This window comes from Filifactor villosus (assembly GCF_042652965.1).
Lineage (GTDB): Bacteria > Bacillota > Clostridia > Peptostreptococcales > Filifactoraceae > Filifactor > Filifactor villosus.
This window is the reverse complement of sequence record NZ_JBHSHL010000002.1, coordinates 23,310-42,129: the sequence shown is the minus strand read 5'-3', so window position 1 is coordinate 42,129 and position 18,820 is coordinate 23,310. Positions and strand designations below refer to the sequence as shown.

The following is an 18,820-nucleotide window of genomic DNA, read 5'->3' as shown; positions in this document are numbered from 1 at the left end:
CAAGATCAAACTCCTTTGTTTTTTAGGATCCCGTACTCCCGTATCTCTTCATTCCCCTATACCAGACAAACTTGGAAAACTTGAAATAAGCGTATGAAACGAAGGGGACGAGTACGATCAAGTAACTTAGATTAGAGTCCTTAATAAAAATCAAACTTGGGTAAAATGCTGCAAACCCGATGGGGATAATCGTTGTAAATATAACTTGGAGAGCCTTGTTATATATACTTAACGGATATTTGGCAAACTCCTTAAACTCCATGGTCAAATTAGCAAAATCGGACTTCCCGATTGTAAAGAAAGAAAGTGTGGAAAGCATAATGGATATTCCCGCATAGATGAGACAGGCGGAAATAAAAAATATGGGCGTAAAGATCAAGAGATACCATTCGATACCAAGATTAAACCATGCATACAAGAAAACTAAAAGGCCCGTGATCAACTCACCCCAAGAATCTTCATCAAAGCCATCCATCATAATTTGAAAAATCGGCGAGACGGGTCTCAACAGAAAGCGATCAAAAGAACCGTCTCTTATATAGTAGGGCAAACTGATTGTGTTGATGAAAAAACATGACCAAAGAGAGAAGCCGATCAGGTTGAATCCGTATAAAAATAAAACTTCGTCGAGACTCCAGCCGTTAATATCTTCTGCCAGATTAAATACAAATAGAAGTACCACTATACCGGCAGCATATTCCATCATCATGGATAGGATCCCGAAATAGAAGTCTTTATCGTAAACCGCAATGGATTTAATATTGATTTTATAGAAGGTGATAAACAGCTTCCATGTTCGTTTTAATTCTTCCATTTCCTAGCCCCCTTGGATCATAATTTTCTTAATCATAATGGATGATAAGACCTTATACAAGACAAATAGGGTTATCGTGGAACACCATAGGATAAGCAGAAAAAGGGAAATATTACTTACTTCTTTTTTCAACAAAATATTGATCGGAATAAAATATATGGTTGAAAATGGAAGGTAATACATAATTTTTCTACATACGAAAGGGTAGAAGTTTAAAGGCAACAGCTTTCCTGACAGGAGATTGATAACAGATGTTTTGAAATTATTGATCCCCCAAAGGCTGTGCGTATAAAAACTGAAAACCCCGACAAATAGCTCCAACACAAAAATGAAGGCATAAGAACTGCCCCAAAACAAGAAAAATGTGAGCAATTCTCCGGGTGCCAACGATAATTCGATTCCCAGAAACAAGTACCCCGTCATCAGGATGGGTGTGGAAATAAACAACAGTTTATATAACAACTCGCCGAAAGAATCCGTAAGCAACCGGTATTCAAACGCAATGGGCTTTAATAGGCTATGAATGATCTCACCGTCCTTGACCATTCGACCGAATTGACTGCTTACATTGAAGGGATAGGACCTCCCGACAGAATAACTGATGACTAAATAGGTGATCATATCGGTAAAGGTATAGTTGTTTATACTTGTAGTGTTTTCGTAGACGGATCTCCACAAATAAAACTGCGCAAGGATCAGTATCATTTGAGTTGTAAAGTTTAAAAGAGAAGCCGCTTTGTAGGTATACAATTCATTAAATGAAGTCTTGGCACTTAAATAGGCATATATTGAATAGTTCTTTATTGTTCGCATATCAACTGTTTTTCACCCCGTAGATCTTCTTTACGATATCCGTAAAGCTTTCTTTCTCGATTGTAATATCCTTGATCTGATTATGCTCCATCAATGCGGCGATGACATCAAATATCCTTTCGTTTTCCACTTGTTTGATCTCTATCTTATAGTCGCTGTAGACTGCGTTAAGTTCAAAGTCGCATTGGATGTTAACAGGAGCCCTGTTATGGGTCAGGACGGATACATCGCTTTTAGAGATATTTATTTCCATCAGCCTGTTTATGTCTTCATCGACGATTACCCTTCCTTTGTCTAAGAATATTACGCGGTCACAAACCTGACTGATCTCGTTCATATCGTGCGTGGTCAGTAATATTGTGACGTTTCTGCTCGCCTTCATCTCATTGAGAAAGCCGATAATGGCATCTTTGCTGAAAATATCCAAACCTATGGTCGGTTCGTCCAGAAGTACGATTTCCGGATCATGAAGAAATGCAGCAGTGATCTCACATTTCATCTTTTGTCCTAAACTCAAGGTTCTAACCGGTTGTTTTATAAATGGTTCCATCTCGAATAATTCTATAAACTTTTTAAGGTTTTCATCATATGCCCGATCTTCAATATCATAGATAACCTTTAATAAGTGAAAAGAGTCTAATGGGGACAGATCCCACCTTAATTGCGTTCTTTGACCGAATACCACGCTCATTCTTTTGTTGTTTTCCAATCTCTTCTTATAAGGGTCGTTCCCCAAAACTTTGATCTGACCTGAGGTGTTGTATAAAATACCTGTCATCATCTTTACCAGTGTTGATTTTCCCGCACCGTTGTTACCGACTAAACCGATAAATTCACCCCTCGATATTTGGAACGATGCCTCATCTATGGCCACTACATTTTTGTAGGTGCTCGGGCTGAATATTCTCTTGAGTATTTTCCCGTTAGATTTTTCCTTCACCTTATAGACCTTCGACACCATCTCTATATCGATCACAACATCATTAGTTTCAACTATAGTTTTCATTATCTTCTCCTTTGATGTACTCCTTGTAAACAGGTCTATCTATTTTATTTTTGTTACTTGGCTTGCCAAGAACTTGATTAAAATTAAGGAAACGCCGCATAATTCAAACAATCATTGTAACATCACTTTTAAAGGGATGCTGAATTTCTTAAAAGCATTGATTTGACACAATTCTATTTTTACAAATCCATAAGAAAATCAAAATTTTTCCTTTGTTCGGTATTGCCTTAATCATATCTTTATTATCACAAATGTTAACTTTAAAAATTAGTATATCATTATATTGTGTTTATAGAAATATAAAACTACAAAAAATAAAATGAAAAATACAAAAAATAATTTCCGCCATCACCAAAGCCCGTTACCCCTTTAAGAAAACAGGAAACTTAGAAGGGGGAAAGAAAGTGCTGACAATTATCAATATTAAGGAGATCCGGCATAATTTGTATTATCAGTACAAAATGGTTTTATAGGAAGAATGGAATCTCTGAAAGCATTCATTTCACAAGACTTTTGTGATCCATACAACAACATCGAGATATACCTCTGTGCGGTAGTTCCTTAAACATTTTGCTGATCAAACGCTGACAAAGAAGTTCAAGTGATAAAATTTATCTTCTTTTTTTTGAGTGCTTGTAGGGAGAATCGCGAGTGTTTGCAAGACTTACAAAGATGGGTTTCACTTCTTGGGACTTTGGCGAAGAGCCCGCCTTGTTGAAAAAAGGGACAGGTTTTGGTATAATATAATTCATACTAAAATGGTAGGAATTAAAGAGGGGAGGCATATCCGAACAGGCTTTCTTCTCTTATCTTGTTCAACAGGTTTCTTCGTAAGAGACGAGGAGGTAGGAAGATGGATACAACACTGCTGGAAGTAAGACAGCTCTCTGTGAATGCGGGAGATAAGAAGATCTTGAGGGATATCGATCTGACGATAAACAGGGGGGAAGTCCATGTGGTTATGGGTCCCAACGGCTCGGGCAAGTCGACCCTTGCCAATGTAATCATGAGCAATCCCAAGTATTCGATCACGGAAGGAGAGATCCTTTTTGAAGGGGAGGATATCACGGATCTGCCGGCGGATGAAAGGGCGAAAAGAGGGATATTTATGTCGTTTCAATCTCCGGTAGAGGTTTCGGGAATCAGTGTTGCCAATTTTATTCGTGCGGCAAAGTCGGCGATAGAGGGGAAGAAGATTTCCGTCGTGAAGTTTGCGAGAGAGCTTGGAGAAACGATGGAAGAGCTCGATATGAAGAGCGAGTATGTCGACCGCTATCTGAACTACGGATTTTCGGGAGGAGAGAAGAAGAAAAATGAAATCCTTCAGATGAGGATGCTCAATCCCAAGCTGGCGATCCTCGATGAGACGGACTCCGGTCTTGATGTCGATGCGGTGCGGATCGTAGCGGACGGGATCGATCGCTACAGAACCTCTGACAATGCTCTTCTCATCATCACTCACCATAAGGAGATCGTCGGAAGGATCAAGCCGGACTTCGTCCATGTGCTGATTGACGGACGTCTGGTTAAGACCTCCGATGCGTCATTGATGGATGAGATCGAAAAGAGGGGTTATCTGTGGATGAAGGAGGAGGTGTAATCGATGTCGGGACAGGAAGGGAGAGAACGCAAAAAAACACGGGTCGACGATGTCAGCCGCGGTATCTACGATGTTAAGAACGCGTTTACCTACAAGCTCAAGACGGAGAAGGGACTGACGAAGGAGATTGTCGATCAGATTTCAAAGGAGAAGGATGAACCGGACTGGATGCATCGTTTTCGTCTGGATTCGCTCGAGAAGTTCTACGAGTTGGAGAACCCGATCTGGGGACCCGACCTTTCGGAGGTAAATATCGATAAGATTACGACTTATATCCGTCCGGATGCAGGCTTGGTTGAGGATTGGGATCAGGTTCCTGTTGATATCCGCAATACCTTTGCCCTCTTGGGGATTCCGGAGGCGGAGCAAAGGAGAAACCTGTCCGGAGTAGGAGCCCAGTACGATTCGGAGGTTGTCTACCACAATATTCAAAAGGAGCTCTTGGAGAAGGGCGTGATCTACACGGATTTTGAGACGGCGGTCAGGGAGTATGAGGATGTGGTAAGGAAGTATTTTATGACCTGCATCCCCAATACGGACCACAAGTATGCCGCCCTGCACGGCGCGGTCTGGTCCGGAGGGTCCTTCGTCTATGTTCCGGCGGGGGTTCGGGTCGATGTGCCCCTCCAGTCATACTTCCGGTTGAATGCACCGGGAGCGGGGCAGTTTGAACACACCCTGATCATCGTGGAGGACGGAGCCTACTGTCACTTTATCGAGGGCTGTTCGGCTCCCGGATACAACGTTGTCAACATCCATGCCGGTGCGGTGGAGCTGTTTGTGGGCAAGGGTGCAACCCTGCGTTACTCCACAATCGAGAACTGGTCGCGGAATATGTACAACCTCAATACCAAACGTGCCATCGTGGAGGAGGACGGAGCTATCGAGTGGGTCTCAGGTTCCTTCGGATCTCGGGTCTCGATGTTGTATCCCATGAGTATTCTGAAGGGCAGAGGTGCAAGGAGCGAGTTTACAGGGATTACCTTTGCGGGCAGGGGTCAGTTTCTCGATACGGGGACGAAGGTCATCCATGCGGCGGAGAACACTTCTTCGACGGTCAACACCAAGTCGATATCGAAGGACGGAGGAGTCGCGATCTATCGAGGTCTTGTGAAGATTACGGAGGCGGCGAAGGGTTCCAAGTCGAGTGTGAGCTGTGAGTCATTGATGCTCGACGATATCTCCAGGTCGGATACGATCCCCGTCATAGATATCGCAACGCAGGATGTCGATCTGGGGCATGAGGCGAAGATAGGAAGGATCGATGATGAGGTCATCTTCTATCTGATGTCGAGGGGGATCAGCGAGCAGGAGGCGAAGTCGATGATCGTGAGAGGTTTTGCGGAGCCCATCGCTAAGGAACTTCCCTTGGAGTATGCAGTAGAGATGAATAATTTGATCAATTTGGAATTGGAAGGAACCATCGGTTAGAGAGGAGGTCTTGAGGATGAAATTCAATACACTGCCGTTGTTGACGTGGAGGCAGGCGAAGGTAAACCATGCGGAGTTCGAATTACCGGACTTCGTAAGAGACTTCCTCTCTATAACGGACCGAAGTTTGGGAGAAGAGGATCTTGAAGGGGACGGATCCACGGATCGGGAAGTCGTGGAAGCGTTTGAGGGAGAGCTTCTTCAGGGCAGGAAGATCAGCCGTATTTCAGGCAGGGAAAAGAGGGTCTTGATCGATCATGATCTCATCCTTGCACGCAAGAACAGCAGAATCTTTCTTATTCTGGACTGTGAGAACGATTTTTCTGAGGAAGAGAGTTTTCGCAGAACTTCCATAAGGGTCGTAGCTGAAGAAGGTTCCGAGGTCAAGGTCTGCTACCTGTCGCGAAACGACGATCGTCATTCAGCCTTGGTATCGTTGAAGGCGGATGTACACAAGGATGCGAGGTTTCATCTGATACAGGCGGAGATCGGATCGCAGAAGTCCTTCTTCGGGTGCGAAGTCGATCTTTTAGGCGAGGCCGCCGAGGTCGAGATCGACAGTATCTACTTTGTCGACGGGAGCCGTGAGCTTGATCTGTTCTACAATATCGACCACATCGCAAAAAAGACCGGGAGTCGGATCCGTGTAAACGGGGCCTTGAAGGATGAGGCGAAGAAGACTTTCAAGGGAACGATCGACTTTAAGAAGGGCTCTTCCGAGTCGAAGGGAAGCGAGGAAGAGTATGCGACCCTGCTTAACGACGGTGTCAGAAACATCGCCGTACCCATCCTGCTCTGTCAGGAGGACGACGTGGAAGGGGTGCATGCCGCGAGCGCGGGCAAGATCGACGAAGACCTTCTCTTCTATATTATGAGCAGGGGATTGAACCTGTCGCAGGCGAAGAAGATCGTTGTGGAGTCCAAGTTGACCCCGACCTTGGATCTGATCTTCGACGAGGAATTGAAGAAGAAGGTTTGGGAGCGGATTGAAGGAGCGATGTAATACTATTTTCCTTTGAGCTATGGATAGAAACGTTGTGTAACTCATAGAAGATGAAGCGGGTTTTCGTGGTTGCAGAATAAATATATCCATACTTCTATCGGAGAATAGGTATATACCGCATAATTAGAAAAATCAGCATAAAACCGATTTTATACGAAGGGCAAAACTCTTAAAAGTATTGATATTACAGGTATTCGTGTTTTGTAAAACCGGAGGAAAATCAGGAACCTGCCTTTGTGCGGTGTTTCCATAGTATAAGAGGGCAATATAGAATTATTCGAAAGACCGGCACAAAATCAATTTTATTACGAAGAATGAAATCGTTGGAGATGTTGATTTGATAAACTTCGGTATTTTATAAGCACAAAGAAAAATCAAGTGTTTTCCTTTACAAAGTATATCCGTAACAGTATAAAACCAATGTTGTATGAAGGATGAAATTGTTGAAGGGATTGATCCGATTTGTGTATCCTGTGAGCTTATACTAAGATCTATTAGAATTGACAGGTTGAATGCTTTGAAAGCATAGGATTATCCGGATTGTTTTCAGCAATTGCATATTCTGCATACCCGGCATTTCAAACGGAGAATAGTATTGCAGGAAGATCGGAAATTCGCCTTTGTGCGAGGTTTTCATAGTATAAAGGGAGGTTTTGCGGATGGAACGATTTGAGGTGGAGAGATTTCGCCGGGATTTTGCCTACCTTGACGAAGGAGGAGTCGGTAGGAAGATCCTGTACTTGGATAACGCTGCGACCACGCAGAAGCCGAAGCCTGTGATCGAAGCGCTGAAGAACTACTATTCCTACGAAAATGCCAACCCTCACAGGGGAGCGCACTATCTCGGAATACGAGCAACACAGTTGTACGAAGCTGCCAGAGATAGGGTGGGGAGGTTCTTGAATTCGGCGTCCTGCGAGGAGATTATCTTTGTGAGAAATGCTACGGAGGGCTTGAACCTGATCGCTACCTCCTATGCGTTGCGACATCTGAAGGCGGGCGATGAGATCCTGATTTCGGTGATGGAACATCACAGCAATTTGGTAACTTGGCAGTTTGTTGCACAAAAGACCGGAGCAGTCCTGAACTATGTCTACCTCGATGAAGGCTTGAATTTGGACATGGAGGATTTTCGAAGGAAACTTGGTCCGAAGACGAAGCTCTTATCGATCACGGGTGCGTCCAATGTGATAGCGACGAGGCCCGATCTTGCAGAACTTGTGCGTGAGGCAAAGAAGGTGGGAGCGGTCACCGTCATCGATGCGGCGCAGTTGATCCCCCACCAAAGACTTGATGTTCAGGAGCTTGGCTGTGACTTTGCGGTGTTTTCGGGACATAAGATCTATGCACCGATGGGGATCGGTGTTCTGTATGCGAAGAGGGAGGTCTTGGAGAAGATGTCGCCCTACCAGTACGGAGGGGATATGATCGAGTATGTATATGAACAGGAGGCGACCTTTGCACCCGTTCCCGCCCGATTTGAGGCGGGGACCCAGAACGTCGGAGGGGCCGCGGCTCTTCACAGGGCGATCGACTATGTCGAGGAGGTCGGCTTGGAGGAGATTTGCCGACATGAGAAGGAGTTGGCGAACTATGCCTGCCGAAGACTGAAGGAGTTGGGTTTTGTGGACATCTATCGCAGTGCTTCCGAGGATTGTTCTCCCCTTGTCGCCTTCAATGTCAGGGATGTGCACTCTCACGATGTTTCGAGCATCCTGGATACCTACGGCATCGCCATCCGCACGGGGCATCACTGTACCATGCCCCTGCACAAATATCTGGGGCTCAATGCGACTTGCAGGGCGAGTTTTGCCCTGTACAACACCTTGGAGGAAGTCGATCTCTTTGTGGAGAAACTCAAGGAGGTAAGGAGGGTCATGGGTTATGGAACTTAAGGACATCTATACGCAGTTGATCTTGGAAGAAAGTCGAAATACGCAGAACCGAAGGGAGCTTGCACACTGTACTCACAAGGAGGCGGGCCACAATCCGAGCTGTGGGGATGAAATCGTCCTACAATTGGAAGTGGAAGGAGACCTGATCCGAGATGCGAGTTTTGTCGGGGAAGGTTGTGCCATCTCTCAGGCCTCCGCTTCCATGATGATCGATTTGATCAAGGGAAGGAGCCTTCGAGAGGCAGGAGAGCTCGTCGACAGATTTTTAGCCCTGATCAGGAAGGATATTGAGCCGGATGACGAGTTGGAAGAGATGCTCGGGGATGCGATCGCCTTGCAAAACATCTCGAATATGCCGGCGAGGGTCAAGTGTGCAGTCCTGGCCTGGCATACCCTCCGCATTATCATTGAGAAGATGGAGGAAGGCAAAAAAGTCGAGTAGAACAAATTGGTAGCAGTGCGACAACAAAACACTCCCCTATATGGTTTAGGAGGAGTGTTTTGTTATCTGCAGCTTGTCTGCCCTTATACTATTCTCCGGTAGAAGTGTGGTTATATCTATTTTTCGACCGCGAAAAACCGTTGTATCTTCTATGGATCACAGATTGTTTCTATCCGCAATTCAAAGGAATGATAGAAAAAGACCGCACAATTTGAAAAGTCAGCATAAAGTCAACTCTATACATAAGGATGAAGCTCTAAAAATGTTGATTTGACAGACCTTCGTATTTTATAAACCGAAATGAAAATCAGAAGTTTGCCCTTGTACGGTGTTTCCATAGTATTAGGGAGATGCCGCATAATTCAAAAAATCATCGTAAAATTATTTTTATATAAGCACTGAATTTCTCGAAGATTTTGATTCTACAAGGTTTCGTTTCTTACAAATCAATAGGAAAATCAAGATTTCATACTTGTGCGGTATTGCCTTTAGATACGAGAGGACGGGCAGTCGTCTCTGATATCAAAGGCTGTGCACCCTCAAGGCGCGAATGGCGTTCAGGATGGCAAGGACCATGACTCCCACATCCGCAAAGATGGCAAACCACATATTGGCGATTCCGAAGGCTCCCAGTGCAAGGCAGGCAAACTTGACAACAAGAGCAAAGACGATGTTTTGGTAGACGATGCCGATACACTTGCGGGAGATCTTGATGGCCTTTGCAATCTTCAAAGGATCATCGTCCATCAGTACGACATCCGCAGCTTCGATTGCGGCATCCGAGCCCATGGCACCCATGGCGATACCGATATCGGCCCGGGTAAGCACGGGAGCATCGTTGATCCCGTCGCCTACAAAGGCGAGTTTGCCGGAAGGATTGTCCATGAGGAGCTTCTCGACCTCGTGGACCTTGTCGGCGGGGAGGAGTTCACTTCGGACTTCATCAATCCCTAAATCGGAGGCGACCTTGTCCGCGACCTTGCGGATATCGCCCGTCAGCATTACGGTTTTTTTGACCCCTGCCTGCTTGAGCTGCGAAATGGCTTGTCGGGAAGAGGGTTTTTCGACATCGGAAACGACAATGTGGCCGGCATAGTCGCCTTCGATGGCGACATGGATGATGGTGCCGGGACTCCTGCAATCGATGAAATCGGCTCCAACCTTCTGCATCAGTTTACGGTTTCCCACGGCGATGGACATCGTGTCCACCTTTGCGATGATTCCTTGACCTCCGAGTTCTTCCACTTCACTGACCCTGCTTCGATCCAAGGCTTTGCCGTAGGCCTTTTTCAGGCTCTTGCTGATGGGGTGAGAGGAGGCGTACTCCGCCAACGATGCCAGCTCCAGAAGTTTGGGCTTGTCGAGTTCGTTGTGATGCACGTCACTGACCTCGAAGATTCCCTGAGTCAGGGTCCCGGTCTTGTCGAAGACTACGGTTTTGGTCTGCGAAAGAGTCTCGAGATAGTTTGAACCCTTGACGAGGATGCCCTCCTTGCTCGCTCCTCCTATGCCGGCGAAGAAGCTGAGGGGAACACTGATGACAAGGGCACAGGGACAGCTGATAACGAGGAAGGTAAGGGCACGGTAGATCCAAATATTCCAATCCGCGTCCGCGTTCATCACAAAGGAACGGACAAGGGGCGGAAACAGTGCCAACGCCAAGGCTCCGTAACAGACGGCGGGGGTGTAGACCTTGGCGAACTTCGCGATAAAGGTCTCGGACTTCGATTTTCGCGAACTTGAATGTTCCACAAGCTCCAAGATTTTGGAAACGGTTGAATCTGCGAACTCCTTCGTTGTTCTGACCTTGATTACTCCCGTCATATTGATACAGCCGCTGATGATCTCATCGCCTTCTCCGATGTCACGGGGCAGGCTTTCACCGGTCAGGGAACTCGTATTTAAGGTCGAAGTGCCTGATAGTACAATACCGTCGATCGGGACCTTCTCCCCGGGCTGAACGACAATGACGGAACCGACGGCGACTTCTTCCGGATCGACCTGTACGAGTTCTCCGTCCTCCTCGATGTTTGCATAGTCGGGGCGGATGTCCATAAGTTCGTTGATGTTCTTGCGACTTTTGCCGACCGCGTAGCTTTGGAAGAGCTCCCCAATCTGGTAGAAGAGCATAACCGCTATGGCTTCGTTGTAGTCTCCGCTTCCCGTGTAGATCGCGAGGGCGAAGGCCCCTATTGTCGCTATCGCCATCAGGAAGTTTTCGCTGAAGACTTGGCGGTTGAGGATACCGTGAAGGGCTTTTTTGAGAACATCGTAGCCGATGATCAGATAGGTTATCAGGTACAGTGACAGTTTGATGCCTGCGGACAGGGTGATAAGATGGAGAACTGCAAGTACAAGTAGGGTAAAGATAATGCGTACAAGCATCTTCTTCTGTTTTTTATTCATGATCACTCCTCTTTTCTGTATGATGATGTAATACAATTAGCCATTTGAACTGTGGATAACACCGATTTGTACGTTTCTTCGCTCAATATGCCGGGGAAAGAGGATGTATCGTTACCGAAAAACACTTAAGCGGCGATAGAGCTCATCTTGTTCTTCGATAGAAGTACGACTATATCGGTCTTATTCATCAAAATAAAGTATTTCCGGTCTGAGAAAGTCAAAATCATCAATATCAACGGTTCAAACGGATAGTAGGACACAACTAACAATCGGTCCGTTGAAATAGAAACAACAGCGGCTTTTGAGCCGAGATATACTATCAAAGACCCTCCTGTACGCCGGGGCTTGGAGGGTTTTCTCGGATTTTAGAGTTCGATCTCGCAGTCGGGTTCGATCTTTTTGCAGGCCTTCAGAACATTTTTCATCACGGCCTCTTCATCTTCGCCGTCTTCAAATTCAACTCTCATCTTTTGGGTCATAAAGCTTATGGTTGCGGATTTGACCCCGTTGGTCTTACGAGTCGCTTCCTCCATCAGGTTTGCACAGTTTGCACAGTCCACTTCGATATTATAGGTCTTTTTCATCTCAAGCTCTCCTTTCTTGATCTCTGTATGGAAACCGTCTTGTACCTACAATAGAGATCTCATACTACCGGTGTTGTGTTCGATAATCCTATGTCCGGACGGAGTTCGACAGGTACTTAGTTTGTGTATCCGTCAGTTTTGCCGGACGATCCTGTATCTTGTTTTGGGATCTGCATTCAGGCACAGACGATTAAACGCTTGTTTAGTTGTTGTAAGTATAGTATAATAGCAGCCAAACAGAAAGTCAACGTTTGGAGAGTTGTCCCTCCCGAAAGGGGCAAAAAGGTTTCCGAACGGACTAAATCGGAGGAAATTATGAAAAAAGAGAGGTTGCCCCATCATCATGGAGATGAAAAGGAACTCCTTCGCCTGAGGGAGGAGTTGCAGGAGGTCGAAACGTTCAGAGCGACCTCGGAGATATTCAAACAGCTTGGAGATGTGACAAGGCTTCGTCTTTTTTGGATCCTATGCCATTGTGAGGAATGTGTGATTAACCTGTCGGCAATGTTGGAAATGTCCAGCCCTGCGGTGTCGCACCATCTTCGGGCTTTGAAGCAAAGAGATCTGATCATAAGCAACAGGAGGGGCAAGGAAGTATATTACCGGATCTCGGATACGGATAGGAGCAGGTTGTTGCACGAGACGCTCGACAGACTGATGAGTATCGGGTGTTGGAAGTAGAAAGGAGAGGGTTGGATGAAGGGAACGAAGGAGATGGCCTTCGAAGACGGGAGGAGAATCGTTCTTTATCCCGGGGTAGAGCTTGCGTTTCTCCGCCTTCAAAGCGATAAGATCGAGTCGCATCATCGGGCGGTGGACAATGCGATCGAGATCAATTATTGTAAGGAAGGGCGTATCGGTTGGAAGATGCAGAATGGAAACAGCATTTATCTGGGTCAGGGAGATTTTTCACTTCATACGATGAAGTCCTGTGCGAGTGCCAAGATCATCATACCCAACGAGTTCTATCGGGGGCTGACCGTCTTTATTGACTTGGCCGCCTTTGAGAAGGAACCTCCCCAACTGCTTGAGGGAACTCCCGTTACTGCAAGGGGACTTTATGAAAAGTTTTGCAAAAACGAGGGAGTTGCCTCCTTTATTGGGAATCAGACTACGCAGAAGATCTTTGAGGGTTTTTATGATCAGGACGAAGCTCTTCGATGTACCTACTATCGCTTGAAGACGGTAGAACTGTTGTTGTTCATTTTTCAGCAGGAGAAGGAGGGGATCAGTCCTCTTACGGAGTACCATGCAGAGCAGGTTGAGGCGGTACGTGAGATCCATGATTGGTTGGTGTCCAATATGAGCCGGAGGTTTACGATAGAGGAGTTGTCCAGAAAGTACCTCCTGAACGCCACTACCTTGAAGACGGTGTTTAAGGCTGTGTACGGAACCTCGATTGCAGCTCACATCAAGGAACACCGGATGCAGGAGGCCGGAGATTTGATGAAGACGACATCGCTGAGCATAGCCGAAATCGCTCGCAGGGTCGGCTATGAGAGTCAGAGCAAGTTTACCGCCGCCTTTAAAGAGCATTTTCACATCCTTCCCAAGGAGTATCGGAAGAAGAATATCGACAAATAAAAAGAGGTCGTTGCGAGATGAGGATAATTGTAGCAACGGCCTCTTTTGAAGAGTGTGATAGATGGGCAATACTAAGGCTGGAGCAGCGACATTGCCGATGTCCCGCCGTTCTAGCGATGATCCTGAGTCATCGAAAGCGCATAGTCACTCGGGATGTTGTACTTCTTGAGGAAGTATCGGTGCAGAATATGTTGTGCAAGGATTAAAAGCACTACGCCTATGGGAAGCAGTATCAAAGGACTTATTCCCGTAAAACCGAAAACAAGATACAAGACCGCGATTACGGCAGCCACGGTGCCCGCATAGGGAAGCTGGGTGCTTACATGGTCGATATGATCTGCCCCGGAGAAGATCGATGCCATAACCGTTGTATCGGATACCGGTGAAGAGTGGTCTCCGAAGATGGCACCTGAAAGGACGGCACCGCTCATTCCTACTGTAAAATTAAGATCTCCGGTAATCGTATAAGCGAGCGGAATGACCAAGGGGGTCATAATCGCCATGGTTCCCCAGGAGGTTCCCGTTGCGAAAGCAATGATGATTGACAGAGCAAATACGATCAGAGGTAGGATCCCGACAGGGATGTTATCTCCCACGGCTTGAACGACGAACTGCGCCAGACCCATTTCCTTGGTCACGGAGCTGAGAGACCAAGCCATTACAAGGATGGCTCCCGTTAAAGACATCAGTTTAAAACCGTCTACAACGGTCGACATGGTTTCCTCAAAACTCATAATTTTTGTAGTAAGTGCAAGGATTACTCCCGTCGAGGCCATCACGAAGGAGCCCCAGAGGAGAGCAGCTTGAGCGTCACAGTTTTCGAGAACGGTCATGATCCCTTCGGAAGCAAATTCTCTTCCGGTATAGAGGATGCCGGCGATGATGGTAATAAAGGCCAGAGCAATCGGCAGAACGAAGGATCGGATCATCGGCTTTGTCGTCTTGGGTTCTCCCAATTCGTTTCCTACGTCGAGCATGGGGCTTGCACCGGGTCTGGTGAATTCCCCCGTCTTCATACAGCGGACCTCCGCCTTGAGCATGGGTCCGTAGTCTTTTCCCGTATACATGAGAATACCGACAAAAATCAAGGTAAGAATCGAATACATATTAAAGGGAATACTTTTGATGTAGGCGGCAACGGGTTGTACTTCTTTGATTCCCGCGATATCCAGCCCCTGTCCGATCATTCCTATCTGATAGGCGATCCAATCGGAGAGGAAGATTGCTGCGGAAGGTGCCGCGGTTGCATCCAAGACATAAGAGAACTTCTCGGAAGAAATTCGATAGTCTTTACAGATGTCTCGAAAAACGTTTCCGTCAACTGCAGCAACGAGGCAGTCGTTGATGGAGGTCGCCATCCCGAGCCCCCAAGTTCCGAGGCAGACGGAGCGTCTTTTTTTGAAGCGTTTCTTTGCGGCATCGGCGAGGGCGAAACTTCCTCCAAGCCTCCAGATAAAGGCGATACCGACACCCATGAACAGGGTGAACACCAAAAGTGTAACGTTGTCCGCCATATTGACCACGATCTCATCTAAGGCCTTCATGACCCCCAGAATCGGGTTGTATCCGCTGACGATCAGAGAACCTGCGAACAGCCCGGCAAAGAGGGAGATAAGGACCTGTTTTGTTGCAAAACACAGTCCGATCGCCACAATCGGCGGAATAAGTGCCAGAATACCATATGTAGTTTCCATAGATATAACCTCCTTGGTGTATGACGGCGGTGCAGGGCGGGCATAAAAATTTGATTTTTTAACTGCATTACACCGCCTTGAGTGTTAGGGAAGTCCTTATAGAACAAAAACGAGAGTTTTCCATCCCTGTGACGGATGAAAGAGCCTTCTGTTTGAGAGGCAGTCTGCGTAGTTATAGCTACACTGTAGGACTTCCGCGGGTCCTGCCTCATATAAGAGCAAGTTGTATGCCAAAATACGAAAAGTTCTCGGAAGAGAAACCTGAGGTGGAAGAAGAGATATGCACAACGACGCTTTCGTTTGCGAAATCTTAGAGAAAATATCGTATAAGGTTGACAGGCAACATAAAAGGAGGATAAATTGACAGATATTTTGACAATTGTCAAGGAACAGTTGTCAAAATATTTAAAAATAAAAAAACAGAACGGCTGTAATAACCGTTCTGTGCATGTTTGGAGAAGGGATCGTCAATATGCCACCAACTTAGGAAGGTTTGGACTTGCTGAGCTTGCGGTACAGGGTACGCAGGCTGATGCCCAGGAGCTTGGCGACCTGTTTCTTGCCTTCGAGGGTATAGCCGTAGCGATCCAGGAGTTCATCGATCTGCTCCTTCTCGCTTTTTTCATCTTCGTAGTTGCGGGAGCGTGCGTTTCCGACCTTGTTGACGACGTACTCCGGAAGATCTTTCAAGGTCATAGTTTCGTCATAGCAGAGGTTGGCGGCATATTCGACCACGTTTTGAAGTTCTCGCACGTTGCCCGGCCAATCGTAGGCGAGGAAGAAGTCCTCCACGTCCTTTCCGATGTATTTCAGGGGGGTGTCGAGTTTTTCTTTCAAGGCCTCGATATAGTTCAAACTGATCGGCAGAATGTCCTCCCTTCTCTTTCTCAAGGGAGGAAGCTCCATTTGGATGACACCGATCCGATAGAAGAGGTCCTCGCGAAAACTTCCTTTTTGGATCATCTCACGCAGGTTTTGGTTGGTGGCGGCGATGATGCGGATATCGAGCTGGATCTTTTTGGTCGATCCGACCCTTTCCAGTTCGTACTCTTGAAGAACTCTAAGAAGTTTGGGTTGCATGGACAGAGGCATTTCTCCAAGCTCATCGAGGAAGAGGGTCCCTCCCTGTGCCATCTCGAACTTTCCGGGCTTTCCGCCCTTTTTTGCTCCGGTGAAAGAACCTTCTTCGTAGCCGAAGAGTTCACTTTCAAAGAGGTTTTCGGGGATACCCGAACAGTTGATGGCGACGAAGGGGTACTTTTTTCTCTTGCTCTGCTCGTGGATCGACCTTGCCACAAGCTCTTTGCCGGTTCCTGTCTCTCCCGTGATCAGGATGGGTGTAGGGCTGTTGGCGAGCTTGGAGATAAGTTTTTGGACGGTTTCGATGTCGCTGCTCTCTCCAATGATGGGGTGGATGGTGCTTGAAGGCCCGGCCTGTTCATAGATCTCATCCGAGAAACGGATCAGGATGCCTGAAAGCCGATTGTTACTGAACACGGGTTTTGTAGAGATCTTCGCTTTGAAGGTCGAAAATGAAACGTTTTTTTCAAAAAAGGTATTGCCCTTCAATATGCTCTTGACCACCGATTCGGGAAACAACTGCCACAGAGAAGAGGGAATGGTTCCGCAGAGACTGAGAATACGGTTGGCAAGCTGGTTGCAGCGGATAATAGCTCCGTGAGAATCTGCGAGGATTACGGCGTTTCCCGACAGCTCGAGGCTTTCCTGAAGGAGGTTGTGTATGTCGATATAGTCGTGGTTTCCGCTTTTATTGAGGAGAAATTCTCCTATCATGGCGGAGAGTTCCGTGATCGTATTGAGGTAGAGGGGGGTGTTTTCGTTGATCCGCCTCTGGCCTTCCTTTGTAAAGGACGTAAAATCCGCAACGCCGACCACCGAAGTGCCTGCACGAATACAACAGAGGATCTCAACGGTCGAAGGGCAGTGGTCCTTGAACCTACAACCGATACAGGAGGACATTTCTCCCGGAGTGTTGACCAGAATGCTTCCGTTGTTGAGGACATCTTCGATAAAGGGTGCGTGTACCGCACGGCCCTTCTTCTTCAAGTAGGTAGGAGTGCAGAAGAAGAGTTGACTTTCACTGTTGAAGATGGCAATTTCCAGCTTTAGGGAGTTGGAGATTGCCAGAACCAAGCGCTCGATAAGGGGGCGAACATCTTCCAAGTTATACATAGTAATTCTCCTATCAATTCAAATAAACGTTTTTCAAAGAAGGATACCGAAATCGTTTGCCTTGTATGAACTAAGTATATCACAGTCGGAGAGGGTGTGACAAGTTTTTGATATAAGGTGTCAATGATTTGACAAATGACAAACTCAAAGGAGACTATCAACGACTTCCCGGGAAGAAGAAGGTCGAGGGATTTTGTCTGAAAGAGAAGAAAAGCGGGTTGTAGATTTGTTGTTTTTGTAAAGGAGGACAGCGGAAAGAACGAAAAAATCAGGTTTTTTGATAGGAATAACGAATTTTGAGGGTATCAAGATAAGAAGGTATAGGGTCTGTCGTGTTCCGGAAAATATCATTATGAAAGTGCTCTTCATAAAATTGGTATGAATATTGCTTATTATTAAAGCAGATAAAAGACATTGTCTTTCGGTCGACTTGTCAAACGAATCAGGCGATGTTTGTCGAAGACAGCCTGTCCATAGTTGGGGGCTTGTTCTTCATCTGCGGTATAAGGGTAAAATTCAGAGTTTACATAAGAATAGGAGGAAGAAACTATGTTACAGAAAAAAGATGTGTTGAATCTCAGTGAAAAGGTAGCCGTGATCACGGGAGCAAGCTCGGGGATCGGACTTGGGGTCGCTCAGCTCTTATCGGCCTATGGGGCAAGTGTGGTCATCCTCGATGTGAGCGACAAGGGAGAAGAGGCTGCCGCCGAGATCAGGGCTGCGGGACGCGAGGCCTCGTTCTACAAGTGCGATGTGACCGATGAGGAACAGGTCAAGCAGACGGTGGATGCCATCGTCGATAAGTATGGACATATCGATATCCTCCACAACAATGCGGGGGTCACGGTCCGAAAGACGATGCCTGAACTCAGCGAGAAGGAGTGGGACTTTGTTCTCGACGTGGGTCTCAAGGGGCTCTTCCTCTGCTCCAAGTACATCATCCCCGTGATGAAGAAAAATGGCGGAGGAAGTATTATCAACACGGGTTCCGGTTGGGGACTTAAGGGAGGAGATCAGGCGGTCGCTTACTGTGCGGTCAAAGGAGGCATCGTCAATGTCACCAGGGCGATGGCGATCGACCACGGAAAAGACAATATCCGCGTCAACAGCGTAAATCCCGGAGATACCGATACGGCAATGCTCCGAGATGAGGGAAGACAGACGGGAGTCGTCAAGGAAGACAATGCCGATATGGAAGACTATCTCAAAGATTGCGGAGTCGGCAGACCTCTGGCGAGGATCGGTATGCCGGAAGACATCGCCAATGCCGTGCTGTTTTTGGCGAGTGATCTGTCAAGTTGGGTAACAGGTGCCGCCCTTGTTGTAGATGGCGGCGGAATTGCATAAATAAAAGG

The 18,820-nt window shown here is 46.8% G+C and carries 15 protein-coding genes; 8 read left to right on the top strand and 7 right to left on the bottom strand.

The window, feature by feature from the left end; genetic code table 11:
- Positions 1–22: 22 nt before the first annotated feature.
- Genes ACFO4R_RS00180 through ACFO4R_RS00170 form a run of 3 tightly spaced genes read right to left on the bottom strand, consistent with a single transcriptional unit; the run spans position 23 to position 2,633 of the window.
- Positions 23–814, bottom strand: coding sequence for an ABC transporter permease (locus ACFO4R_RS00180; RefSeq protein ID WP_379786922.1), 792 nt, complete (start codon positions 812–814; stop codon positions 23–25).
- Between the two features lie 3 nt (positions 815–817).
- Positions 818–1,627, bottom strand: a complete 810-nt coding sequence (locus tag ACFO4R_RS00175; RefSeq protein ID WP_379786921.1) for an ABC transporter permease — start codon at positions 1,625–1,627, stop codon at positions 818–820.
- Between the two features lies 1 nt (position 1,628).
- A complete protein-coding gene (locus ACFO4R_RS00170; RefSeq protein WP_379786920.1) occupies positions 1,629–2,633 on the bottom strand; it encodes an ABC transporter ATP-binding protein in 1,005 nt (334 codons plus the stop codon).
- 853 nt (positions 2,634–3,486) lie between these two features.
- On the opposite strand from ACFO4R_RS00170, the gene sufC reads away from it, so the two are divergent.
- From sufC to sufU, 5 genes are all read left to right on the top strand, one after another.
- Positions 3,487–4,233 (top strand): Fe-S cluster assembly ATPase SufC, encoded by a 747-nt coding sequence (gene sufC / locus ACFO4R_RS00165; RefSeq protein WP_379786919.1) that lies wholly within the window; start codon positions 3,487–3,489, stop codon positions 4,231–4,233.
- A gap of 3 nt (positions 4,234–4,236) precedes the next feature.
- Positions 4,237–5,664, top strand: coding sequence for a Fe-S cluster assembly protein SufB (gene sufB / locus ACFO4R_RS00160; protein WP_379786918.1), 1,428 nt, complete (start codon positions 4,237–4,239; stop codon positions 5,662–5,664).
- Positions 5,665–5,680: 16 nt separating this feature from the next.
- Positions 5,681–6,667, top strand: a complete 987-nt coding sequence (locus ACFO4R_RS00155; RefSeq protein ID WP_379786917.1) for a SufD family Fe-S cluster assembly protein — start codon at positions 5,681–5,683, stop codon at positions 6,665–6,667.
- 659 nt (positions 6,668–7,326) lie between these two features.
- Positions 7,327–8,562, top strand: coding sequence for an aminotransferase class V-fold PLP-dependent enzyme (locus ACFO4R_RS00150; RefSeq protein WP_379786916.1), 1,236 nt, complete (start codon positions 7,327–7,329; stop codon positions 8,560–8,562).
- The gene (sufU, locus tag ACFO4R_RS00145) at positions 8,552–9,004 is read left to right on the top strand and encodes a Fe-S cluster assembly sulfur transfer protein SufU (RefSeq protein WP_379786915.1); all 453 of its coding nucleotides are present in this window, start codon (positions 8,552–8,554) and stop codon (positions 9,002–9,004) included. Before ACFO4R_RS00150 ends, sufU begins: the two co-directional genes overlap by 11 nt.
- Positions 9,005–9,526: 522 nt before the next feature.
- Here sufU and ACFO4R_RS00140 read toward each other — a convergent pair.
- Entirely contained in the window at positions 9,527–11,410 is a 1,884-nt protein-coding gene (locus ACFO4R_RS00140) for a heavy metal translocating P-type ATPase (RefSeq protein WP_379786914.1), read from the bottom strand.
- 365 nt (positions 11,411–11,775) lie between these two features.
- Entirely contained in the window at positions 11,776–11,994 is a 219-nt protein-coding gene (locus ACFO4R_RS00135; RefSeq protein ID WP_379786913.1) for a cation transporter, read from the bottom strand.
- Between the two features lie 315 nt (positions 11,995–12,309).
- Here ACFO4R_RS00135 and ACFO4R_RS00130 point away from each other — a divergent pair, with 315 nt between their 5' ends.
- Together ACFO4R_RS00130 and ACFO4R_RS00125 are read left to right on the top strand one after the other, a co-directional pair.
- Positions 12,310–12,675, top strand: a complete 366-nt coding sequence (locus ACFO4R_RS00130; protein ID WP_379786912.1) for an ArsR/SmtB family transcription factor — start codon at positions 12,310–12,312, stop codon at positions 12,673–12,675.
- A gap of 15 nt (positions 12,676–12,690) precedes the next feature.
- Positions 12,691–13,578: a helix-turn-helix transcriptional regulator gene (locus ACFO4R_RS00125; RefSeq protein WP_379786911.1), complete on the top strand. Its 888-nt coding sequence runs from the start codon at positions 12,691–12,693 to the stop codon at positions 13,576–13,578.
- Positions 13,579–13,688: 110 nt separating this feature from the next.
- Here ACFO4R_RS00125 and ACFO4R_RS00120 read toward each other — a convergent pair whose 3' ends face one another.
- Both ACFO4R_RS00120 and ACFO4R_RS00115 read right to left on the bottom strand, forming a co-directional pair.
- Positions 13,689–15,272, bottom strand: coding sequence for a Na+/H+ antiporter NhaC family protein (locus ACFO4R_RS00120; RefSeq protein ID WP_379786910.1), 1,584 nt, complete (start codon positions 15,270–15,272; stop codon positions 13,689–13,691).
- Positions 15,273–15,755: 483 nt separating this feature from the next.
- Entirely contained in the window at positions 15,756–17,465 is a 1,710-nt protein-coding gene (locus tag ACFO4R_RS00115; RefSeq protein ID WP_379786909.1) for a sigma-54 interaction domain-containing protein, read from the bottom strand.
- 549 nt (positions 17,466–18,014) lie between these two features.
- On the opposite strand from ACFO4R_RS00115, the gene ACFO4R_RS00110 reads away from it, so the two are divergent.
- Positions 18,015–18,812 carry an SDR family NAD(P)-dependent oxidoreductase gene (locus ACFO4R_RS00110; protein WP_379786908.1) on the top strand — a complete coding sequence of 266 codons (798 nt, stop codon included), beginning with the start codon at positions 18,015–18,017 and terminating at the stop codon, positions 18,810–18,812.
- Positions 18,813–18,820: the final 8 nt, after the last annotated feature.